Below are 21,598 nucleotides of genomic sequence, written 5' to 3' on the forward strand. Positions count from 1 at the left end.
AATATGCAATCATTAATAGGAACTGGTGTTGCTCTTGTGACTCCATTTAAAAAAGATTTTTCAGTTGACATCGAAGCTTTACAGCGAATTGTAAACTTCTCTATAGATGGCGGAGTGGAGTATCTTGTTGTTATGGGGACTACAGCAGAAAACGCTACCCTTACAGCAGAAGAGAAAGAATTGGTTATAAAGACTGTAATCGATGTTAATAAAGGAAGACTGCCTCTAGTTTTGGGAGTTGGCGGGAATAATACTATGCAGATTGTTGAAGAATTAAAAACAAGAGATTTTTCTGCTTTTGAAGCAATATTATCTGTTTCACCATATTATAATAAACCAACACAGGAAGGAATTTACCAGCATTTTAAAGCAATTGCAGAGGCTTCTCCAATTCCTGTAATTCTATATAATGTTCCAGGAAGAACATCAAGTAATATGCTTCCTTCAACCGTTATACGTCTTGCTAATGATTTTGAAAATGTTGTAGCAATTAAAGAAGCTGCAGGAGACATGGCGCAGGCAATGCAAATTATTAAAAATGCACCAAAAGATTTTCTAGTTATTTCTGGAGATGATATGCTGGCACTACCAATTGTTTTGGCGGGCGGCGCTGGTGTTATTTCTGTAATTGGACAAGGTTTTCCGAAAGAATTTTCAGAAATGATTCGTTTAGGATTGAATAAAAAAGTGGCAGATGCGTTCAAAACCCATTATTTCTTGTCAGACAGTATTGATATGATTTTTGAGCAGGGAAATCCAGCTGGAATTAAACAAATCTTCCAAGCCCTTGGAATTGCTGATAATACCGTTCGTCTTCCTTTAGTAAGCGTAGATGATTCATTGGCAGAAAGATTAAATGAATTTGTAAAAAACAGTATTAAATAAACGTAAGTTTTACGGTATTTTATTATACTAAAAAATATTTTGTAGTAGCTAAATTAATAACTAAATTTGCCACCGAAACTTCGGTGTGATTTTGCATTGGCAAATTGTCTGAGAGATCATAATAAAAGTAAGAAAATGAAAAGAATAGTATCGCTGTTAATTGTTGTGGCCCTTTTTTGTTCTTGTAGTGAGTATCAAAAAGCATTAAAAAATGAAGATGTTGCGGCTAAATTTGAGATGGCAACCAAAATGTATGATGCTGGTAAATATTCAAAAGCGATTCGTCTTTTCGAACAATTGGCTACATCTTATAGAGGAAAACCTCAGGCAGAAAAGCTATTTTACATGTTTTCGCAATCTTATTATAAAACAAAACAATATTATTTAGCTGGTTACCAGTTCGAAAGTTTTGTTTCAGGTTATCCACGAAGCGAAAAAGTGCAGGAAGCTGCTTTTTTAGGTGCATATAGCTATTCAAAACTTGCACCAGTTTACAGTTTAGACCAAACAGATACCGTAAAAGCATTAGAAAAATTACAAGCTTTTATTGATAATTATCCAAATTCAGAATATGTAGCTCAGGCAAATGAAACTGTGCAGCTGTTAAATGGTAAATTAGAGAAAAAAGCATACGAAAATGCTAAAGGTTATAATACAATTTCAGATTACAAATCAGCTTTAGTTGCTTTTGATAATTTTATCGCTGATTATCCTGGAACACCTTTTAAAGAAGATGCGCTGTTTTATAAATATGATTCAGCATATCAATTGGCAATCAATAGTGTGCCTTCAAAAATGGAGGAACGCTTAAATGTTGCCAAAGTAGCTTACAATAACTTAGTTAAGTTTAAAAGCGACACAAAATACAAAGTTAAAGCAGACGAAATGAATGCTAGAGTTGAAACAGATTTACAAAAATTTACTAAATAAATAAAGTCATGGATTTAAAAAAGACGAATGCTCCTGTTAACACAATAACTTACAACAAAACAGTTATTGAAGAGCCAACAGGAAATGTGTATGAGGCAATTACCATTATGGCTAAAAGAGCAAATCAAATTAATTCTGAGATTAAAAAAGAATTGACTGAAAAATTAGAAGAGTTTGCTACTTATAATGATAGTCTAGAAGAAGTTTTTGAAAATAAAGAACAAATCGAAGTTTCTAAATTTTACGAAAAATTACCTAAACCACACGCTTTAGCTGTTCAAGAATGGTTAGACGGTAAAACTTACCACAGAAGTTCAAACAAATAACAGTATAAATGTCAGTTTTAAACGGGAAAAAAATTTTACTGGGAGTTTCTGGTGGAATTGCAGCCTATAAAACAGCCTCATTAGTACGACTTTTTATAAAAGCAGGTGCACATGTCCAAGTGATAATGACACCTGCTTCTAAGGATTTTGTAACTCCATTAACGTTATCTACGTTATCTAAAAATCCAGTACATTCAAGTTTCTTTAATCAAGATGATGAAGATGCAGTTTGGAACAATCATGTTGAATTAGCACTTTGGGCTGATCTTATGTTGATTGCTCCCGCTACAGCCAATACATTATCGAAAATGGCTACAGGAAACTGTGATAATCTTTTAATTGCAACCTATTTATCGGCCAAATGTCCAGTTTATTTTGCACCTGCAATGGACTTGGATATGTATAAGCATCCTTCAACTTTATCGAGCTTTGCGGCATTAAAACAGTTTGGAAATGTAATGATTCCAGCTGAAAATGGCGAATTGGCTAGTGGCTTATCTGGTGAAGGACGAATGGCTGAACCTGAAAATATAATTGCTTTCTTAGAAGCTGATTTAGAGAGTAAACTGCCGTTAAAAGGAAAAAAAATACTAGTTACTGCAGGACCAACATACGAAGCGATAGATCCCGTACGTTTTATAGGAAATCATTCTTCTGGGAAAATGGGGTTTGATATTGCCAATGAAGCTGCAAGTCTAGGAGCAGAGGTGTTTTTAATTGCTGGTCCAACGCATTATAAGGCTAAGAATGCTTTAGTAAAAGTTGTGGATGTTGTATCTGCTCAAGAAATGTACGATGCTTGTCATTTGTATTTTAATGACGTTGATGCAGCAATCGCGGCGGCAGCTGTTGCAGATTATAGACCGAAATTTGTTGCAGACCAAAAGATTAAGAAAACTGCAGCTGAGTTTTCGATAGAACTTGAAAAGACAAAAGATATCTTGTCTTCTTTAGGAGCTATTAAAAAAAATCAGTTTTTAATTGGATTTGCATTAGAAACTGAAAATGAAATTGAAAATGCTAAGTTGAAAATTCAGAAAAAAAACTTAGATTTGATTGTTTTAAATTCCTTACAAGATAAAGGAGCAGGTTTTAAAAAAGAGACCAATAAAGTAACCTTTATTGATAAAAATTTTGAAATCGAACCAATGGAATTAAAATCAAAAGAATCTGTAGCGGCTGATATTTTGAATAAAGTTATTCTGCATTTTTCAAAATCTTAGATTTAAAATATACGCCGAGAACATAAATCCGAACAATTTATGTTTAAATTTAATATTTATACAATTATGAATAAGATAGTTACGCTGTTAGTATTTCTAAGCTTTGGTTTTGTGCAAGGGCAGCAGCTAAATTGTACAGTAACTATTAATACAGAGCGACTTACGAACCCGAATAATCAGGTTTTTAAAACGCTTCAAACCTCATTGTCTGAATTTGTAAACAAAACAGACTGGACAGGTTCAATTTTAAAACAAAACGAAAGAATTAACTGTTCGATGTATATCACTTTATCATCTAACAGTTCAGATCAATTTACAGGGACTATTCAGGTTCAATCTTCAAGATTGATTTTTAATTCTACGTATTCTTCACCTGTTTTAAATTACAACGACAAAGATTTTAATTTTAGATATACAGAATACGAACCATTGCTATTTAATCCAAATACTTATGACTCAAATTTAGTTTCTGTTATATCTTTTTATTGTTATATGATTTTAGGTATGGATGCTGATACTTTTCAAATGGGTGCAGGAAATCAATATCTTCAAACTGCTCAAAACATTGCTAACGTTGCGCAACAAGGCGGATTTAAAGGCTGGAATCAATCAGATGGGCTTCAAAATCGTTATTATTTGATTAATGATATGATTGCGCCAACTTACAGTGATTTACGTCAAACGATGTACGCTTACCATACTGGTTTAGACGGTATGAGTTTAGATTTAAAAGCCTCAAAAGAAAAAATAAAATCTGCATTAATGCTTATTGGTAAATTAAATTCAGTTAAACCAAATGCGTTTATAACCCGAGTTTTCTTTGATGCAAAATCAGATGAAATTGTTTCTATTTTTTCTGGCGGACCAAATATTTCTGTTACCGATTTAACAGATGTTTTAAACAAAGTTTCGCCATTAAATTCTACTAAATGGTCACAGATTAAATATTAAATCTGTTTCATTTTTAAAACCTACTTTAACCTTTATTTTTACAAAATTGCTCTATGATCACGTCACTGTCAATTAAAAATTATGCTCTTATTGAAAAACTAGCGATAGATTTTTCTAAAGGTTTTTCTATAATTACAGGTGAGACAGGAGCAGGAAAATCAATTATTTTAGGTGCTATTGGTCTCGTTTTAGGTAAAAGAGCAGATCTTACTTCTTTAAAAAATAAAGAAGAAAAATGTGTTATTGAAGCGCATTTTGAAATTTCGAAATACAATTTAAAAGACTTTTTTGAAGCTAATGATCTGGATTATGAAGATGAAACGATCATTAGACGTGAAATTTTGCCTTCTGGAAAATCGCGTGCCTTTATAAATGACAGTCCTGTTAATCTGCAGGAACTTCAAGATTTAAGTTTGTATTTAATAGATATTCATTCGCAGCAGCAAACTCAGGAATTGTCAGATGAAAATGTGCAATTCAAGATTATAGATGCTATTGCCAATAATGGAGGAGTTATTGCAGAATATCAAAAATTGCTTAAATCTTATAAAGCGGATAAATCAAAATGGAATGCTTTGATTAAAAAGCAGAGTGACTCAGGAAAGGAACAGGAATACAATACATTTTTGTTAAATGAATTAGTGTCTGCACAATTGAAATCTGGCGAACAAGAAGAGTTAGAGGCTGATTATGAAAAGCTAAATAATGTTGAAATAATCAAAGAATCTCTTGATAAATCGCTTACAATAGCAAACGAAGAACAGTTTGGTGTTTTTCATAATTTAAATGAAATTAAAGCAGCTTTGCAGAAAGTGGCTTCATTTTCACCAGAATATCAAAATTTATTTGAAAGAGTAACTAGCTTAGCTATTGAATTTGATGATGTTTCTAAAGAACTTGAAAATTGTTCGGAAAAATTGCTGAATGATCCGGTGCAATTAGAATTAGTAAATCAGAAATTGCAATTGATTTATAATTTGCAGAAAAAACATCAAGTAAATTCTGTTGATGATCTGCTTCAAATTCAAGCTGAATTAGGTAACAGTTTATTGGAACTCGATAATATGGATGAAGAAATAGCAGCTTTATCTAAAATTATTGAGGAGAAAACTATAGAACTAGATAATTATGCAGTTCAAATTCACCAAAACAGAGTAAATGCAATTCCGAAGCTTTCAGAACAATTAATTTCTATTTTAGAAACTTTGGGAATGCCAAATGTTCGTTTTAAAATGGAATTACTACCTTCTGAAGTCTACTTTCAAAACGGAAAAGATGAATTACAATTTTTATTTTCTGCCAACAAAGGAACGGATTTTGGTTTGTTGAAAAAAGTAGCATCTGGAGGAGAGATGTCTCGTATTATGCTGGCTGTAAAAGCTATTTTAGCAAAATATTCGAAATTGCCAACCCTTATATTTGACGAAATTGATACAGGAGTTTCTGGAGAAATTGCGATTAGAATGGGTGAAATTATGAAAGAAATGAGTGCAACCATGCAGATATTTGCCATTACGCATTTGCCGCAGATTGCAGCAAAAGGAGATTCTCATTTTAAAGTTTCAAAATCAACAGTTGGAGATGATACGCAGTCTGAATTAAAACTTTTATCGCAGGAAGAACGAATTTTAGAAATTGCGCAGATGTTATCTGGAGCAAATATTTCTGATTCGGCTTTAAACCATGCAAAACAATTATTGAATTAAAAACATAGGAATGGAAAGTTTGAGTTTTTACGAAAATCAATTTATAAAAGCAGATGCGTTAATTTCTGAGGGAAATTCGGCAGACGCAAAAGAATTACTTGAAGAAATTTTAGCGCAGTATCCTGATTTTGGAAAAGCTCACAATCATTTAGGATGGATTTATTACAATAAATTAAGTGATTATGAGAAAGGAATTTATCATTACAAACTTGCGATGAAGTTCGATACTAAATATCCTGCACCTTATTTAAATTATACTTATTTATTAATTGATATTGGCAGATATGCCGAAGCAAAAGAGCATATTAATTTTACTTTGGCTAATTTAGAAAATGCAGATAATTCTACTTATAATAGTGAATTAGGTAGAATGGCAGAGTATGAAAGTCAATATATTATGGCTTATAATTATTATAAAGCAGCAACCAAAAATGCATTAAACCCAAATTTTATTGACAATATGAATGCTAATATGAAAAGGGTTAAGGATAAAATGTCTATTTTTGAAAAATTAAAACTGAAATTGAAATAATACAAAAAAAAATAATTGCAAGATGATTATAGAACCTAGAATGAGAGGATTTATTTGTTTGACTGCCCACCCAACGGGAGCTGAGCAAAATGTTAAAAATCAAATTGAATATGTAAAATCTAAAGGAGAAATTGCTGGTCCTAAAAAAGTTTTAGTGATTGGTGCTTCAACAGGTTTCGGATTGGCCTCAAGAATTACTAGTGCTTTTGGTTCTGGTGCTGCAACAATTGGAGTGTTTTTTGAAAAACCGCCGGTTGAAGGAAAAACTGCTTCTCCAGGATGGTATAATTCTGCAGCATTTGAAAAAGAAGCTCATAAAGCAGGTTTATATGCAAAAAGCATCAACGGAGATGCGTTTTCAAATGAAATTAAAAAAGAAACTCTAGATTTAATCAAAGCTGATTTAGGACAAGTAGATCTTATTATTTATAGTTTAGCTTCGCCAGTACGTACAAATCCTATTACCGGAGTTACACATCGTTCAGTTTTAAAACCAATTGGACAAACTTTTACAAACAAAACTGTTGATTTTCATACAGGAAAAGTTTCTGAAGTTTCTATCGCTCCAGCAAATGAAGAAGATATTGAGAATACAGTTGCTGTAATGGGTGGTGAAGACTGGGCAATGTGGATCGATGCGTTAAAAAATGAAAATTTATTAGCAGAAGGAGCTACAACTGTTGCTTATTCTTACATCGGGCCATCTTTAACAGAAGCGGTTTACCGTAAAGGAACGATAGGACGTGCAAAAGATCATTTAGAAGCTACAGCATTTACAATTGGAGATTCTTTAAAATCTATTGGAGGAAAAGCTTATGTTTCTGTAAACAAAGCTTTAGTAACTCAAGCAAGTTCTGCAATTCCTGTAATTCCGTTATACATTTCTCTTTTATATAAAATAATGAAAGAAGAAGGAATTCACGAAGGTTGTATCGAGCAAATTCAACGTTTGTTCCAAGACAGATTATACAATGGTTCTGATGTTCCTGTAGATGAAAAAGGAAGAATTAGAATTGATGACTGGGAAATGCGTGAAGATGTTCAGGCTAAAGTGGCTAAACTTTGGTTAGAAGCAACCACAGAAACATTGCCAGAAATTGGTGATCTTGCAGGTTATAGAAATGATTTCTTAAATTTATTCGGATTTGAATTTGCTGGTGTTGATTATAATGCAGAAGCAAATGAAGTTGTTCAAATTGAAAGTATCAAATAACAATATTTACTTACTAGTAAGCAAAAACCATCAACCAAAAGTTGATGGTTTTTTTGTGAATATACCATATCTTTGTTAAAATTTTGAAACCTAAAAAATATACCCTTTAATAACGCGCATTCTGCTATGATTTTTTCCTTAATTATACCCGTGTATAATCGTCCAGATGAAGTTGATGAACTTTTAGAAAGTCTCTCAAAATCTGATTATAATGAAGCTTTTGAAATTGTTCTTGTCGAAGATGGATCTTCAATACCATGCAGAGATGTGGTAATGAATTATCAGGGAAAATTAAATATATCCTACTATTTTAAACAAAATTCAGGACCTGGAGATTCTCGTAATTTTGGAATGCAAAAGGCGAGAGGAGATTATTTTATCATTTTTGATTCAGATTGTATTATTCCTTCCAACTATTTGACGGAAGTCCGTAAAGCATTAAATGAAAAATATGTTGATTGCTTTGGAGGCCCAGATAAAGCGCTCGATAGTTTTTCAGATATCCAGAAAGCAATCAATTTTGCAATGACTTCTTTTTTGACTACAGGAGGAATTAGAGGTGGTTCTGAAAAGATCAATAAATTTCAGCCGCGAAGCTTTAATATGGGAATTTCTAAGAAAGCTTTTGAAGCTTCAAAAGGTTTTGGAAACATTCATCCAGGTGAAGATCCTGATTTATCTATCCGTTTATGGAATTTAGGATTCGAAACAAGACTGTTTTCTGAGGCTTATGTGTACCATAAACGTCGAATTGATTGGGAAAAATTCTCTCTTCAAGTAAAAAAATTTGGTATCGCAAGACCGATTTTAAACAGCTGGTATCCAGAACATAATAAGCTGACTTTCTTCTTTCCAACAGTATTTATATTAGGATTATTATTAGCTTTTTTATTGTTAATTTTCAATATTGATATTTTATTACAATTATATTTCGTATATTTCGTTATAATTTTTCTTACATCAAGTGTCCAAAATAAAAGTATTAAAATTGGATATCTTTCTGTAATAGCAGTGTGGAAACAGTTCTATGGCTACGGAACAGGATTTTTGGAATCTTTTATAAAAGTAATTTTATTAAAAAAGAAACCTCAGGAAGCTTTTCCACGTATGTTTTTTAAAGTATAATAATGACAAAAGTTATTGGTCTTACAGGAGGGATTGGAAGCGGTAAAACAACTATTGCAAACTATTTTGCAGCAATGGGAATTCCAGTTTATATCGCAGATGATGGAGCCAAAAGAGTAATGCAGTCAGATGTTATTCTTAAAGAAGTTAAAGCTGTATTTGGCCAAGATATTTTTGACGGACAAGTTTTAAATAGAGCAAAGTTAGCTCAGATAGTTTTTAATGATAAAGAACAATTAGCAAAATTAAATGCAATTGTGCATCCAGCAGTAAAACAAGATTTTGAATTATGGATGAAGGAGTATAAAAATTTTGATTATGTAATTTACGAAGCTGCCATTTTATTTGAAAGCGGACGTTATAAAGAATGCGATGTAATCATAACGGTTACAGCTCCAGAAGAAGTAAGGATTGAGCGTGTTATTGAACGAGATAAAACTACAAGGGAACAAGTTTTAAGCAGGATGAAAATGCAATGGAATGACGAAAAACGAATTTCTATGAGCAATTTCGTGATTAATAACGATAATCTTAAAATTGCTAAAGAAGAAGTTGTTAAAATTCTTAAAATTTTGAATATAAAACAAAATCAGTCTTAAATGTTAATATTTGGTTAATGTATTATTTAGTATATTGTTAAAATATTAATTTTGTTTCGATGAATAAATTATTTTTTAGAATACTTGTTTTATTGATGAGTTTGTCCTTAATCGGGATAATTCTGGTACAGGTATTTTGGTTTAATTCTTCGTTCAAGAATAATGAAGAACAATTTAAATACCACGTTACTCAAGTAATTGGAAATGTTGCAGACAAACTGGAACAACAAGAAGAGTATAGTTTCTACGACAAATACAACCGTATAAAAGATAGTACGGGTAAAATTCCAAAAAAAGAAGATTTACTTGAAGTACTATATGTACAGAGAAACACTAAAACGAATAAAACAATTGTTTATTCGAATACCTTGACATCTGAAGATTACGATATTAATGGTTCTATTTTTAACAAAAAGTTCAGCAGTGAACGTTTTAAAAATTTTAGTTCAAAAAGAGTAACTGAAGTTTATAATAACAATGGAATTGATAATAATAGTTTAGGACAAAGTATTATTCCAGATATAAGGGATGAAAAATCTGGAAGTTTGGATATTTTAAATAAAGTTCAACAGCAGATTCAATATAAAGACATTGCCTCTTTGACTCCAATTGAAGGAAGAATTACAAAAGACAAGCTTTCTAAGTTATTAAAGAAAGAGCTGGAAGAATATGGTGTTAAAACCAAATTTGAATTCGGAATTTATAGCAGCGGCGTTCCAACAAAAATAAAATCTGACGGATTTCATTATGACAAGGATGCTACTTACAATATTCCAGTTTATACAGATAATGAGGGAAATAGCAAATACGAATTGTCAGTTACTTTTCCACATAAAAAGAAATTTTTATTATCTGAATTATTAAGTATCACTATTTTATCGATAGTTTTTACCTTAATTATAATTGTTGCTTACACGAGTGCATTAAATCAATTATTGCGTCAAAAACATATTTCTGAAATCAAAACAGATTTTATAAACAATATGACACATGAGTTTAAAACTCCAATTGCAACTATAAATTTAGCATTAGATGCTATTAAAAATCCAAGAATTATAGAAGATAAAGAAAAAGTTTATCGCTATCTTCAAATGATTCGAGATGAAAATAAAAGAATGCATGCACAGGTGGAAAATGTTCTTCGTATTTCTAAATTAGAAAAAAGAGAACTTGACATAACCAAAGAGCCAACTGTAGTTCATGATATTATTGATGATGCAATTGAACACGTGAATCTAATTCTAGAGGATAGAAAGGGTACTGTAGTGAGGCATTATAATGCAGCGAGAACAACATGTTTGATAAATGAAGTTCATTTTACAAATGTATTGGTTAATATTTTGGAAAATGCCATCAAATACTCACCAGGTACACCAGAGATTGAAATCTTTACAGAAAATGTAAAAGATATGATTTTGATAAAAGTAAGAGATCATGGTTTGGGAATGAGTAAGATAGCTCAAAAACGAGTTTTTGAGAAGTTTTACAGAGAGCATACAGGAGATTTGCACAATGTAAAAGGCCACGGTTTAGGTTTGGCCTATGTTAAGAGAATTGTTGAAGACCACAACGGTCAAGTATATGTAGAAAGCGAAAAAGGAAAAGGTAGCACCTTTATAATAAAAATACCATTAATAAATTAAAATATGGAAAATACTAACAAAAGAATACTTTTAGTAGAAGATGACCTAAATTTTGGGGCAGTTCTTAAAGATTATCTAATGTTAAATGACTTTGAAGTTACTTTAGCTAAAAACGGTATGGAAGGTTTCGAAAAATTCAAGAAAGACGTATACGATCTATGTATTCTTGACGTAATGATGCCTTATAAAGATGGTTACACTTTGGCCAAAGAAATTAGAGAGAAGAACAGTGAAGTGCCAATTATCTTTTTGACAGCCAAGTCTATGAAAGAAGATGTTTTAAAAGGATATAAAGCTGGTGCAGATGATTATTTAAATAAACCTTTTGATTCTGAAGTTCTTTTAATGAAAATTAAAGCAATCATTCAAAGAAAATCAGCAGATACAAAAGCAGAACAAGTACAATTTGAATTTAACATTGGTAAGTTTCATTTAAATTCAAAATTGAGATTCTTGACTTTCCAAGATGAAGAGCCAATCAAATTATCTCCAAAAGAGAATGAATTGCTTAAAATGCTTATTCTTCATGAAAATGACTTAATGCCAAGAGAATTAGCTTTAACAAAAATCTGGAGAGATGACAACTACTTTACTTCAAGAAGTATGGACGTTTACATCGCTAAACTTAGAAAATACCTAAAAGCAGATGAAGATGTTGAAATCTTAAACATTCACGGTGAAGGTTTTAGATTAGTAGTAAAAAGCAAAGTTACTGAATAACAAATTCACACTAAAAAAACATAAGCTCTGGGAAATCAGGGCTTTTTTTATGCCCAATTTTTAATTGCTCTAATTCTCAATATCGGATTCACTTGTTTTTTTCTTGCGAAAAAGCATGAAAAACGGATTGAACTATTGCTGGAGTTAGAGTTTTGATTTTTAGATAGATAATCTGTTTTTTGTGTATTTAAGAATTCATCAATTATTTTTTTAGATGTATTTTCTTTAAATAAATTTGGAAAATCAAAAAACAATTCTGAATATTTGCAGACGAAAAAAATAATAACCCTTTAAAACGAAGAAAAAATGTTTGTACTTACATCGACATCACAAAGCTTCACACCAAACAAATTTGGTGCAGCACTTCTTCGTGGCTTATTTCAATCTTAGAAATACATTTTTAGATATATAAAAAAGCCCGAAGACATTTAGTTTCGGGCTTTTTTTATTCTAGACACTTCAAATTTTCCCGAAAAAAGATTCAAAATAATTATCTGGAAGGATAAAAAGTTTGTATGCTTAAATTTTATTTAATCCTTTTTGTATTAAGTGGACTTGGGCATGCTGTAAATAGTAGTATAAAAAATTTATGGGAAATAAATTATCTGGAAAAGACCTGATCAAATTAGGCTTTCCAAAAAACAATTCAATAAATATCGCCTTAGGGCAGATAAACAGATATAGAAAAAGAGAAAAAAAGGAATCTATTCTAACAGAAGCAAAAGACGTCTTGCTAAATCCTGAAAAGTACGAAGGAAACGGAACTTGGGGGAAAGTAGCCGAAGGCTTAATAAAACCAGTTCAAGTAAGGATGCATCAGTTGAAAACAACCAGAGCTCCTTTTACAATTTTTGGTGAAAATGAAATCGATCAGCAGGCAAAATTTCAATTGTATGATTCTTTGAAACTGCCAGTCTCGGTTGCAGGAGCTTTAATGCCAGACGCACATTCTGGATATGGTTTACCAATCGGCGGTGTTTTAGCAACCGATAATGCTGTGATTCCATACGGAGTTGGGGTTGATATCGGATGCAGAATGAGTCTTTCAATTTTTGATTTGCCAGCTTCTCATTTTAAAGGGAGAGAGCATCAGCTTGAGGCTATTTTAAAAGACAATACCAAGTTTGGGATGTATGAAACGCATGCATCAAGAGTAGACCATGACGTTTTTTATAAAAGTGAATTTCAAGATATTCCGCTGTTGAAGAATCTTTTACCTAAAGCTTACAAACAATTTGGAACTTCAGGCGGAGGAAATCATTTTGTAGAATTTGGAATTGCTAAAATCGATAACCCAGAAAACGAATGGAAGCTCGAAAAAGGGGAATATTTCGCTGTTCTTTCGCATAGTGGTTCGCGTGGTTTGGGCGCAAACATTGCCAAACATTATACTTATTTGGCGACAAAGCAATGTCCGTTACCAAAAAATGTGCAGCATTTAGCATGGCTGGATTTGAATACACATGATGGTCAGGAATATTGGCTTGCAATGAATTTAGCTGGAGAATATGCAAAAGCTTGTCATGATGATATTCATAGAAGAATTGCCAAAGCTATTGGAAAAAGAGTAGTAGTAACGATAGAAAATCACCACAATTTTGCTTGGAAAGAAATGGTAAACGGTCAAGAATGTATTGTTCACCGAAAAGGTGCAACTCCAGCAGCAGAAGGTCAATTGGGAATTATTCCGGGTTCGATGACTGCGCCTGGCTACATTGTAAAGGGTAAAGGAAATGCAGAAAGTTTAAACTCTGCCTCTCATGGAGCTGGCCGTTTGTTTTCGAGAGCGAAATGTAAAAGTACTTTTACGCAAAGTGAGATCAAAAAGGTTTTGAAAGCCAATGATGTAACCTTGATTGGAGGAAATATTGACGAAGCTCCAATGGCGTACAAAGACATTACAAAAGTTATGGCGAATCAAACCAATTTAGTAGAAGTTTTGGGAACTTTTACGCCAAAGATCGTTAGAATGGATCGTTAAAAAGAGATTTAAGGAAATGGAAAAAATAATTCAGATAACAGCGGGTCGCGGACCTGCAGAATGCACTTGGGTTGTTGCCCAAGTGCTTAAAAAAGTTTTGGAAGAGGCGCAGGATCAACAATTAGAAACCGTTTTACTGCAGCGCGAAGCAGGTCAGGAAAATGGAACGGTTGAAACGGCTTCAATTGCTGTAAAAGGAAAAAATGCTGAGAAATTTGTAAAATCGTGGATTGGAACGATTCAATGGATTGGGCAGAGTCAGTTTAGAAAAATGCATAAACGCAAGAACTGGTTTATTGGAATTTTTGAAATCGAACCGCAGAAAAACACAGCGGTTTCAGAAAATGATATTCAATATCAGGCAATGCGTAGTTCTGGAGCGGGCGGTCAGCATGTAAATAAAGTGAGTTCGGCAATTCGGGCAACACATATTCCAACAGGAATTGCAGTTGTTTCGATGGACAGTCGTTCTCAACACCAAAACAAAAAACTAGCAACAGAAAGATTATTAAAAAAATTAGAAGAAGAAAAACTGATTCAGCTTAAAAATCATGTTGGTAAACAATGGGAAAATCAACTCAATGTTGAGCGTGAAAATCCTATTAGAGTTTTTACCGGAAGTGATTTTAAAAAGAATAAAGTGGAGAAGAGTTACAAAGGAACTCGTCAGAAATTAAAAAACGATTTACGAAATGAAAACAACTGATAAATATCTTTTTCAGGCCTTGGATAATTATCCGTTTTGGCTTGAAGGAACAATAGAATCTTTGGATTATGCTTTTTCTTATGATGATAAAAACACAATGGTTTTGTGTTTATACGCACGAATTCAGGCAGAACAATTAATGAATTACGAAGAAGCAAAATCTTATTTTCAGCAAGCGTTAGCTATTAATATTCATGCTCTTGAAGTATATCCGTATTATTTGCAGACATTGATTGTGAATGAAGATTATGAAGAAGCTGAAAAGCTAATTGATTTTGCTTTGACTGTAAAAGGAATAAACAAGTCTGAAATTTATATCAAAAAAGCAATTTTATTAGAAGTACAGCATAAATTTAAAGATGCTTTAAAAGAAATTAAGCAAGCAAAATTACATTCTATTCAACATGATTATGACTCTGGAATTAGTGAAGTTGAGAAAAGAATTAAAGGTAAACTTGATTTGTTGAAAAAGAAGAAAGATAAAAAAACAAAAAAAGATTCTAAAAAGAAATCGAAATGATTTTAAACAAAAAACGATGCAATTTTGCATCGTTTTTTGTTTAATTAAGTTACAAACAAAGTTTGTCATTTCGACGAAGGAGAAATCTTCGTAAGTAATTCCACAATCAAAATAGTCAATCTTTGCAGAGCTTCTCGCGAAGATTTCTCCTTCGTCGAAATGACAATATTGAGGAATGTCAGATTTAAAAAACCTTTATTTCCAATGCAATTCCAAAGCAAAACATGTTTTTTCGCCTTTTGTAATACTGAATGTTGCTTTTGTATGATCGTCATCTTCACTTTCGTGAATGACAACATTGTCTTGTAATGAAAGCTCTTTCATGAAGTTCATTTCGAAACTTTTCACTTCTTGTTTTAAAATTCTTTTCGGATCAACGTGATCTATGCACCATTCCAGATATTTTACGTTATTAACGTGATTTACAATATCCAGATCTGATAAATAAACTGTTTTTTCAAAAACAGCTTCTTTTTCGTGGTTGATGTTTATTTTAGAAAAACCTTCTTCTGTAGCTCTATTTTCGGGAAATAATTCAAAGTGTTCATATGGTAAAGCCAACGCTTCTGGACGGCGCGCCTGCGTATTGAAAACAGCCCAATAGGTTTCACATCCTACAATTTTTTTTCCGTTTACATACATTTCAAGAGCACGAACTGAACGTGAATTTTCTAAACTATTGATCCATGTTTTTACGGTTACAACATCCTGCCATTTTGGTAAAGCATGAACTTCAACGCGCATTCGGCTTAAAACCCACGCTTGGTGAAATTCCTGCATATCATAAAAACTAATGCCGCCAACTTCTGAATGTGCTGCAGCAGTTAATTGTAAAATATTACACAAATCGGTATACTTTAAATAACCAGCGGGCGTGCATTGTGTGAAATTGATTTCCCAGTCTTTACTTAAAACTGATGTGAAATTTGGAGATATTGGCATTTTTTAATTTTAGATTTTTATTTTAGAAAATAGAAGAAAGATGAAAGAAAATAGATTTTTACTTTAGAAGATTTTCTATATAGCTTATAATTTCTTTTCTATCTATCGCGTAATCAAACCATTTTGTAGTTTCATTTCTTTTGAACCACGTTAATTGTCTTTTGGAGAATCTTCTTGTGTTTTTCTTAATTTCTTCTATTGCAAAAGGCAATGTAAATTCTCCGTCAAAATAACTAAATAATTCTCTATAACCGACCGTTTGCAGAGCATTTAACGCTTTATTAGGATACAAGGTTTTGGCTTCTTCAAGTAAACCTTCGTTCATCATAATATCAACACGCTGGTTGATTCGGTTGTAAATGATTTCTCTTTCGGCATCTAAACCAATTAGAATAGGAGTGAAGCCTCGATTATTTTTCTTTTGATTTAAGAATGAAGAATACGGTTTTCCTGTTCCAATGCAAACTTCTACAAATCGCATCATTCGCTGCGGATTTTGTAGAGTTTGAGGATTTTCGATAGTTATTTTTTGGTAATAATCTGGATCTAGATTTTTTAGTTGCTCCTGAAGATATTCAATTCCGAGTTTTTCGTAATTTAAATTTACTTCTGAGCGAACTTCTGGATTGATTTCTGGAAATTCATCAAAACCTTTTAAAATTGCATCTACATATAATCCTGATCCGCCAATAAGAATTGCATAATCGTTGGTTTGAAAAAGTTCTTCGATTTTTACTAAAGCTTCTTTTTCGTAATCGCCAACGGTGTAATTTTCAAAAATGGATTTATTTTGAATGAAATGATGTTTGGCAGAATTCAATTCTTCTTGATTGGGAACGGCTGTACCAATAGTCATTTCTTTAAAAAATTGACGGCTGTCGCAAGAAACAATCTCGCATTTAAAATGTTGTGCCAAAGCAATACTTAAGGCTGTTTTGCCTATGGCTGTTGGTCCGACAATGGTTATTAGGTATTTCATATTTTTTAGCCCAGATGGAAATGAAAACCCCGGACTTATATTTGTTCGTTTTTTTTGGTGTAAAAGAGCGACCAGCGGAAGCTCCTTTTATGCCTTAAAAAAACAACAAAGATAAGGAGGAGTTGCAATGTACAGCTGGATTAGCTTCTAAAATTAATTATTTGGCAATTCTGTTCCACATTCGTAGCAATATTTTGCGCTGTCAAAATGGACTTGGGAATTGCAGTTTTTGCATGTTTTTTTGGTGCTTACTGCACTGTTTCGCAGACTGCTTTTTGCAAATTCCGCCGTTACAATTCCGGTTGGAACCGCAATTATTCCGTAACCTAAAATCATTACTAATGCGGCAATGAATTGTCCTAAAGGAGTTTGCGGCGAAATGTCACCATAACCCACTGTCGTTAAAGTTACAATTGTCCAGTAAATTCCCATTGGGATGCTTGTAAAACCAGATTCTCGACCTTCGACTAAATACATAATCGTACCGATAATTACAGTGCTAATGAGTACAAAATATATAAAAACCAAGATTTTTTCTTTGCTAGCTTCTATTGCCTCTTTTAATTGCAGGGATTGATGTGAAATTTGCGGAATATGTAAGATTTTGAATAATCGCAAAAAACGTAAAGCTCTTACGATTGACAAAATACTTGCTCCAGGGAAAAATATAGATAAATACATGGGTAAGACTGCAAGCAAGTCTATAATTCCGTAAAAACTGAAGATATATCTAACGGGTTTTTGAATGGATATGATTCTTAAAATGTATTCGATTGTAAAAAACACTGTGATAACCCATTCGCAAATAAGAAGTTGTTCATGATATTTTAAACTTATTCCTCTAACTGTGTCCAGCATGATTAAAAGAACGCTCAATAAAATTAAACCTAACAGAACCAAATCAAACATACGCCCTAAAATGGTATCGGTGCCATATAGAACTACCTTGACTTTTTCTCTAAAGATTTCGTATTGTGATTTTTTATTTTTCATATCTCTAAGATAATGAAAGTTTTATATTGTTAAAAATTTAAAATCTTAATAGATTTACTTTTACGGAGGTAGCTTTGAAGAATGTTTTTTACATCGCGGTTGTGCTCCATCGGAATCAAGATGTTTTTGAGAATTTCAATGTTCGTAATTTGATAATTAAGATCATAGTAAGCATAACCTTTATAGATTCCATTTTCGATTAAAATGGCGCTTCGTTCGTTAACATTACGGCCTTTGTCAATCAGGATCATACTTTTATTTTCAAAACTATTTTCGGAAATAAATTGCTGTACTCTTAGATTGTAGACTTCAGGAGTTATTTCACCAATACAGGCGCCGTCACATTCTTTGATTGAATATTGAAAACACTCTTTCTTGCTATGATACAACCCTGTTAACTTTTGGCATAAATGGTACTTTGCCGTGAATTTAAAAAGTGCATTTTTGCCTTCTTGTACAGAAACAAACGATGTGATGTCTTTTTTTCGTCCGTCAGCTTTTTCAAGTTTTAAATTGAGATAACCATTCGAGTCTTTCTCGGCATATAATGCAAAAGGAAATACTGTTTTTTTCTGAGAACGGTTATGTCTTGGACGATTAATTTTAACTTCCTGACTTTCTTTTAAAAGTGCAATTAATTCACTTCCGGTTTCATCATAAGTTATGGTAAAAACTTCAGCCTGGATTCTTTTGCTTTTGGTTGTAATTCCTGTAAAATGCTGATTGACTCTCTTTTTTATGTTATGGCTTTTACCAATATAAATTAAAGTACCGCTTTCATTATAAATATAATAAACACCAGTTTTAGCCGGCATTTGACTTAAAAGATCTAAGAATTTAGGAGCAATTCCTTTTTCGACTTCGAGTTTTATAAAATCTTTTACGATTGTTTTTTCTACGTCTTTTTCTAAGAGCATTTTAAACAGTTTTGTCGTAGCCATTGCGTCTCCGCTGGCACGATGTCTGTCTGCCATTGGAATTCCAAGTGCACGAACCAATTTTCCTAAACTGTAAGAAGGTTGTTCTGGAATTAGTTTTTTGGCTAGTTCGACAGTACAAAGCGTTCTGGCTTCAAAATCGTAGCCTAAACGTCTGAATTCTGTTCTTAAAATTCGGTAATCGAAAGAGGCATTGTGAGCCACAATAACGCAGTCGGATGTTATTTCGATAATACGTTTGGCGACTTCATAAAACTTTGGTGCAGAACGCAGCATAGCATTATTGATTCCGGTTAGCTTTACTACGAAAGGCTGAATCGGAATTTCAGGATTGACAAGGCTTATGAATTGGTCAATTACTTCGTGTCCATCAAATTTATAGATGGCGATTTCAGTAATTCCTTCTTCGTTAAACTGCCCTCCAGTTGTTTCTATGTCTAGTATTGCGTACAAATTTAGTGTTCGGTCTCAGTTTTTAGTATTCAGTTTTTGTATAGGCGCGTATCCGTCCTTACGAAATGTGGTTTTTGATAATCAACGGACTCCAAAAATGCTGCTTCCAATGCGAACCATTGTGCTGCCGCATTCTATTGCAAGCTGATAATCTCCAGACATTCCCATAGAAATTGTAGAGACGCACTGCAATGCATCTTTACCATATCCGTCAATGTTTTTTAATGAGTCAAAAATGGATTTTAAATGGGTAAATTCTTTTTTAATTTGGTTTTGATCTTCTGTGAAAGTTGCCATTCCCATTAAACCTAAGATACGAATATTTTTTAACTCTTTGAATGCTGAAGAAGTTAAAAGTTCGTTTAATTCGTTTTCGTCAAGACCAAATTTAGTTTCTTCTTCGGCAATATACATTTGAAGAAGACAATCTATTGTTCTATTGTTTTTTAAAGCTTGTTTGTTGATTTCTTGTAATAATTTCAAACTATCTACACCATGAATTAAACTCACAAATGGTGCCATAAATTTTACTTTATTCGTTTGCACATGACCAATCATGTGCCATTGAATATCTTTTGGCATTTCTTCCCATTTTTCTGTCATTTCTTGGATTTTATTTTCTCCAAAAATGCGCTGGCCGGCTTCATAAGCTTGCATTAAATCTGAAACAGGTTTTGTTTTAGAGACAGCAACAAGAGTTACATGTTCAGGTAAACTTGTTTTGATTGTATTTAAGTTTGATGCTATTGACATTTTTATTTTATTTTTTTGAAAGCAGAATATGTAATCTTTCCTTTCTTTCCGATGGAATGTAAAAATCGATCTTTTTGTTTTCCATTTTTAATTGAGTATCGAATCCAGGACCTTTTGCATCATCTTCTAAAGGTGTATAAAACGATCCCATATCACTTTGAAAAAGACTCCCGAATACTTTATCATAGCAATCAAAGGAACCACAAGTATAACCTACTACTTTTTCATCAAGATTTACAACTATTATTTCAAAGTTTGATTTTATATCTAAATCTCTTAAATATAAAATTAAAAAATTGTGTTTTCGTTTTTTATCAAAACTTTCGGTGCTTTTAAAGACACAATTATCATACTTTTTGTTATTGATATCTAATTGATAACCGTTTTCTTGTTTTAAAATTCGGGCTATTCCAAAGAAATAATTAATAGTCACTGGTTTGTAATAATAAAGAGCAACTAAACTAAAAACTATTAAAATGACTAATAAAAATATTTTTTTCATTGAATAAGCGAGATTTTACAAAAACTGCTTAGAGATTTTCTCTGCTTTTTTACTTTCACTATAATCATAAAAACCTTCTCCAGATTTTACGCCTAGTTTTCCTGCTCTTACCATATTAACCAATAATGGACAAGGAGCATATTTAGGGTTTTTGAAACCTTCGTACATTACATTTAAAATGGCAAGGCAAACATCAAGACCAATGAAATCAGCTAATTGAAGTGGGCCCATAGGGTGTCCCATTCCTAATTTCATTACAGTATCAATTTCGTAAACTCCCGCAACTTTATTGTATAACGTTTCAATTGCCTCGTTTAGCATAGGCATTAAAATTCTGTTGGCTACGAAACCAGGATAATCATTTACTTCAACAGGAACTTTTCCTAATTTCTCAGATAAATCCATGATGATCTTTGTGACTTCATCGCTTGTGTTATAACCGCGGATGATTTCAACTAATTTCATAATTGGCACTGGGTTCATAAAATGCATTCCGATAACACGTTCAGGATGAGTTACAACAGAACCAATTTGTGTAATCGATATAGAGGAAGTATTAGTTGCTAAAATAGTATTATGAGAACAAGCTTCGTTTAATTGCTTGAAAATATTTAGTTTTAATTCTACATTTTCTGTTGCAGCTTCAACTACTAAATCAACCCCCACAACACCATCTTTAATATCTGTATAGGTAATAATATTGGTAATAGTTTTAGCGACGTCTTCTTGTGTAATTGTACCTTTTGCAAGCATACGGTCTAAATTGGCCGCAATAGTTGCCATTCCTTTATCTAATGATTTTTCTGAAACGTCGATTAGTTTTACGGTAAAACCACTTTGTGCAAATGTATGAGCAATTCCGTTACCCATTGTTCCTGCACCAATTACAGCTATAGTTTTCATTTAATTTTGGTATTTAAATTTTAAAAGTTAAGGTTTAAAGTGACTTTTCTGCCAGCTTTAAACCTTAAAAATAAT

At 32.4% G+C, this 21,598-nt stretch carries 22 protein-coding genes; 15 read left to right on the forward strand and 7 right to left on the reverse strand.

Annotation, left to right across the window (positions count from 1 at the left end; translation table 11 throughout):
• Positions 1–3: 3 nt before the first annotated feature.
• The 15 genes from dapA to QE431_RS07870 all read left to right on the forward strand — a co-directional run bounded on the left by dapA (position 4) and on the right by QE431_RS07870 (position 15,060).
• Complete coding sequence (dapA, locus tag QE431_RS07800) at positions 4–885, forward strand: 4-hydroxy-tetrahydrodipicolinate synthase (RefSeq protein WP_134141787.1); 882 nt, start codon at positions 4–6, stop codon at positions 883–885.
• Between the two features lie 135 nt (positions 886–1,020).
• On the forward strand, positions 1,021–1,815 hold the full coding sequence (locus QE431_RS07805) for an outer membrane protein assembly factor BamD (RefSeq protein WP_057118455.1): 795 nt from the start codon (positions 1,021–1,023) through the stop codon (positions 1,813–1,815).
• An 8-nt stretch (positions 1,816–1,823) separates the two neighbouring features.
• On the forward strand, positions 1,824–2,141 hold the full coding sequence (locus QE431_RS07810) for a DNA-directed RNA polymerase subunit omega (RefSeq protein ID WP_008463064.1): 318 nt from the start codon (positions 1,824–1,826) through the stop codon (positions 2,139–2,141).
• Between the two features lie 8 nt (positions 2,142–2,149).
• Complete coding sequence (gene coaBC, locus QE431_RS07815) at positions 2,150–3,364, forward strand: bifunctional phosphopantothenoylcysteine decarboxylase/phosphopantothenate--cysteine ligase CoaBC (protein WP_134141785.1); 1,215 nt, start codon at positions 2,150–2,152, stop codon at positions 3,362–3,364.
• A 66-nt stretch (positions 3,365–3,430) separates the two neighbouring features.
• Entirely contained in the window at positions 3,431–4,315 is an 885-nt protein-coding gene (locus QE431_RS07820) for a DUF4835 family protein (RefSeq protein ID WP_134141784.1), read from the forward strand.
• A 53-nt stretch (positions 4,316–4,368) separates the two neighbouring features.
• Complete coding sequence (recN, locus tag QE431_RS07825; RefSeq protein ID WP_307294728.1) at positions 4,369–6,021, forward strand: DNA repair protein RecN; 1,653 nt, start codon at positions 4,369–4,371, stop codon at positions 6,019–6,021.
• Positions 6,022–6,031: 10 nt separating this feature from the next.
• Positions 6,032–6,553 (forward strand): tetratricopeptide repeat protein, encoded by a 522-nt coding sequence (locus tag QE431_RS07830; protein ID WP_057118452.1) that lies wholly within the window; start codon positions 6,032–6,034, stop codon positions 6,551–6,553.
• Between the two features lie 22 nt (positions 6,554–6,575).
• Complete coding sequence (gene fabV, locus QE431_RS07835) at positions 6,576–7,766, forward strand: enoyl-ACP reductase FabV (protein ID WP_307294730.1); 1,191 nt, start codon at positions 6,576–6,578, stop codon at positions 7,764–7,766.
• Between the two features lie 126 nt (positions 7,767–7,892).
• Positions 7,893–8,891, forward strand: a complete 999-nt coding sequence (locus QE431_RS07840; protein WP_057118450.1) for a glycosyltransferase family 2 protein — start codon at positions 7,893–7,895, stop codon at positions 8,889–8,891.
• A gap of 2 nt (positions 8,892–8,893) precedes the next feature.
• Entirely contained in the window at positions 8,894–9,490 is a 597-nt protein-coding gene (gene coaE, locus QE431_RS07845; protein ID WP_307294733.1) for a dephospho-CoA kinase, read from the forward strand.
• A gap of 59 nt (positions 9,491–9,549) precedes the next feature.
• A complete protein-coding gene (locus tag QE431_RS07850) occupies positions 9,550–11,133 on the forward strand; it encodes a sensor histidine kinase KdpD (protein ID WP_057118448.1) in 1,584 nt (527 codons plus the stop codon).
• A 3-nt stretch (positions 11,134–11,136) separates the two neighbouring features.
• The gene (locus QE431_RS07855) at positions 11,137–11,853 is read left to right on the forward strand and encodes a response regulator transcription factor (protein ID WP_057118447.1); all 717 of its coding nucleotides are present in this window, start codon (positions 11,137–11,139) and stop codon (positions 11,851–11,853) included.
• Between the two features lie 589 nt (positions 11,854–12,442).
• Complete coding sequence (locus QE431_RS07860; protein ID WP_307294737.1) at positions 12,443–13,834, forward strand: RtcB family protein; 1,392 nt, start codon at positions 12,443–12,445, stop codon at positions 13,832–13,834.
• Positions 13,835–13,850: 16 nt separating this feature from the next.
• Positions 13,851–14,540, forward strand: coding sequence for a peptide chain release factor H (prfH, locus tag QE431_RS07865; RefSeq protein WP_307294740.1), 690 nt, complete (start codon positions 13,851–13,853; stop codon positions 14,538–14,540).
• Entirely contained in the window at positions 14,527–15,060 is a 534-nt protein-coding gene (locus tag QE431_RS07870) for a hypothetical protein (protein WP_307294742.1), read from the forward strand. The genes prfH and QE431_RS07870 overlap by 14 nt, the downstream gene beginning before the upstream one ends.
• A 195-nt stretch (positions 15,061–15,255) precedes the next feature.
• Here QE431_RS07870 and QE431_RS07875 read toward each other — a convergent pair whose 3' ends face one another.
• The 7 genes from QE431_RS07875 to QE431_RS07905 form a co-directional block, all read right to left on the reverse strand.
• On the reverse strand, positions 15,256–16,002 hold the full coding sequence (locus tag QE431_RS07875) for an acyl-[acyl-carrier-protein] thioesterase (protein ID WP_307294744.1): 747 nt from the start codon (positions 16,000–16,002) through the stop codon (positions 15,256–15,258).
• Between the two features lie 58 nt (positions 16,003–16,060).
• Positions 16,061–16,981 carry a tRNA (adenosine(37)-N6)-dimethylallyltransferase MiaA gene (gene miaA / locus QE431_RS07880; protein ID WP_307294747.1) on the reverse strand — a complete coding sequence of 307 codons (921 nt, stop codon included), beginning with the start codon at positions 16,979–16,981 and terminating at the stop codon, positions 16,061–16,063.
• Between the two features lie 153 nt (positions 16,982–17,134).
• A complete protein-coding gene (locus QE431_RS07885) occupies positions 17,135–17,974 on the reverse strand; it encodes an ion transporter (protein WP_057118441.1) in 840 nt (279 codons plus the stop codon).
• 29 nt (positions 17,975–18,003) lie between these two features.
• Positions 18,004–19,365 (reverse strand): exonuclease domain-containing protein, encoded by a 1,362-nt coding sequence (locus tag QE431_RS07890; protein ID WP_134141773.1) that lies wholly within the window; start codon positions 19,363–19,365, stop codon positions 18,004–18,006.
• Positions 19,366–19,446: 81 nt separating this feature from the next.
• Positions 19,447–20,118 carry a YggS family pyridoxal phosphate-dependent enzyme gene (locus QE431_RS07895; RefSeq protein ID WP_057118439.1) on the reverse strand — a complete coding sequence of 224 codons (672 nt, stop codon included), beginning with the start codon at positions 20,116–20,118 and terminating at the stop codon, positions 19,447–19,449.
• Positions 20,119–20,125: 7 nt separating this feature from the next.
• Positions 20,126–20,620 carry a hypothetical protein gene (locus tag QE431_RS07900; protein WP_057118438.1) on the reverse strand — a complete coding sequence of 165 codons (495 nt, stop codon included), beginning with the start codon at positions 20,618–20,620 and terminating at the stop codon, positions 20,126–20,128.
• 15 nt (positions 20,621–20,635) lie between these two features.
• On the reverse strand, positions 20,636–21,523 hold the full coding sequence (locus QE431_RS07905) for a 3-hydroxyacyl-CoA dehydrogenase family protein (protein WP_134141771.1): 888 nt from the start codon (positions 21,521–21,523) through the stop codon (positions 20,636–20,638).
• Positions 21,524–21,598: the final 75 nt, after the last annotated feature.

It is taken from the genome of Flavobacterium sp. SORGH_AS_0622 (genome assembly GCF_030818825.1).
Lineage (GTDB): Bacteria > Bacteroidota > Bacteroidia > Flavobacteriales > Flavobacteriaceae > Flavobacterium.

Bases quoted from the DNA above. Each gene is read 5' to 3' on its own strand.
- dapA (WP_134141787.1), top strand. From the start codon at position 4: ATGCAATCATTAATAGGAACTGGTGTTGCTCTTGTGACTCCATTTAAA.
- QE431_RS07805 (WP_057118455.1), top strand. From the start codon at position 1,021: ATGAAAAGAATAGTATCGCTGTTAATTGTTGTGGCCCTTTTTTGTTCT.
- QE431_RS07810 (WP_008463064.1), top strand. From the start codon at position 1,824: ATGGATTTAAAAAAGACGAATGCTCCTGTTAACACAATAACTTACAAC.
- coaBC (WP_134141785.1), top strand. From the start codon at position 2,150: ATGTCAGTTTTAAACGGGAAAAAAATTTTACTGGGAGTTTCTGGTGGA.
- QE431_RS07820 (WP_134141784.1), top strand. From the start codon at position 3,431: ATGAATAAGATAGTTACGCTGTTAGTATTTCTAAGCTTTGGTTTTGTG.
- recN (WP_307294728.1), top strand. From the start codon at position 4,369: ATGATCACGTCACTGTCAATTAAAAATTATGCTCTTATTGAAAAACTA.
- QE431_RS07830 (WP_057118452.1), top strand. From the start codon at position 6,032: ATGGAAAGTTTGAGTTTTTACGAAAATCAATTTATAAAAGCAGATGCG.
- fabV (WP_307294730.1), top strand. From the start codon at position 6,576: ATGATTATAGAACCTAGAATGAGAGGATTTATTTGTTTGACTGCCCAC.
- QE431_RS07840 (WP_057118450.1), top strand. From the start codon at position 7,893: ATGATTTTTTCCTTAATTATACCCGTGTATAATCGTCCAGATGAAGTT.
- coaE (WP_307294733.1), top strand. From the start codon at position 8,894: ATGACAAAAGTTATTGGTCTTACAGGAGGGATTGGAAGCGGTAAAACA.
- QE431_RS07850 (WP_057118448.1), top strand. From the start codon at position 9,550: ATGAATAAATTATTTTTTAGAATACTTGTTTTATTGATGAGTTTGTCC.
- QE431_RS07855 (WP_057118447.1), top strand. From the start codon at position 11,137: ATGGAAAATACTAACAAAAGAATACTTTTAGTAGAAGATGACCTAAAT.
- QE431_RS07860 (WP_307294737.1), top strand. From the start codon at position 12,443: ATGGGAAATAAATTATCTGGAAAAGACCTGATCAAATTAGGCTTTCCA.
- prfH (WP_307294740.1), top strand. From the start codon at position 13,851: ATGGAAAAAATAATTCAGATAACAGCGGGTCGCGGACCTGCAGAATGC.
- QE431_RS07870 (WP_307294742.1), top strand. From the start codon at position 14,527: ATGAAAACAACTGATAAATATCTTTTTCAGGCCTTGGATAATTATCCG.
- QE431_RS07875 (WP_307294744.1), bottom strand. From the start codon at position 16,002: ATGCCAATATCTCCAAATTTCACATCAGTTTTAAGTAAAGACTGGGAA.
- miaA (WP_307294747.1), bottom strand. From the start codon at position 16,981: ATGAAATACCTAATAACCATTGTCGGACCAACAGCCATAGGCAAAACA.
- QE431_RS07885 (WP_057118441.1), bottom strand. From the start codon at position 17,974: ATGAAAAATAAAAAATCACAATACGAAATCTTTAGAGAAAAAGTCAAG.
- QE431_RS07895 (WP_057118439.1), bottom strand. From the start codon at position 20,118: ATGTCAATAGCATCAAACTTAAATACAATCAAAACAAGTTTACCTGAA.
- QE431_RS07900 (WP_057118438.1), bottom strand. From the start codon at position 20,620: ATGAAAAAAATATTTTTATTAGTCATTTTAATAGTTTTTAGTTTAGTT.
- QE431_RS07905 (WP_134141771.1), bottom strand. From the start codon at position 21,523: ATGAAAACTATAGCTGTAATTGGTGCAGGAACAATGGGTAACGGAATT.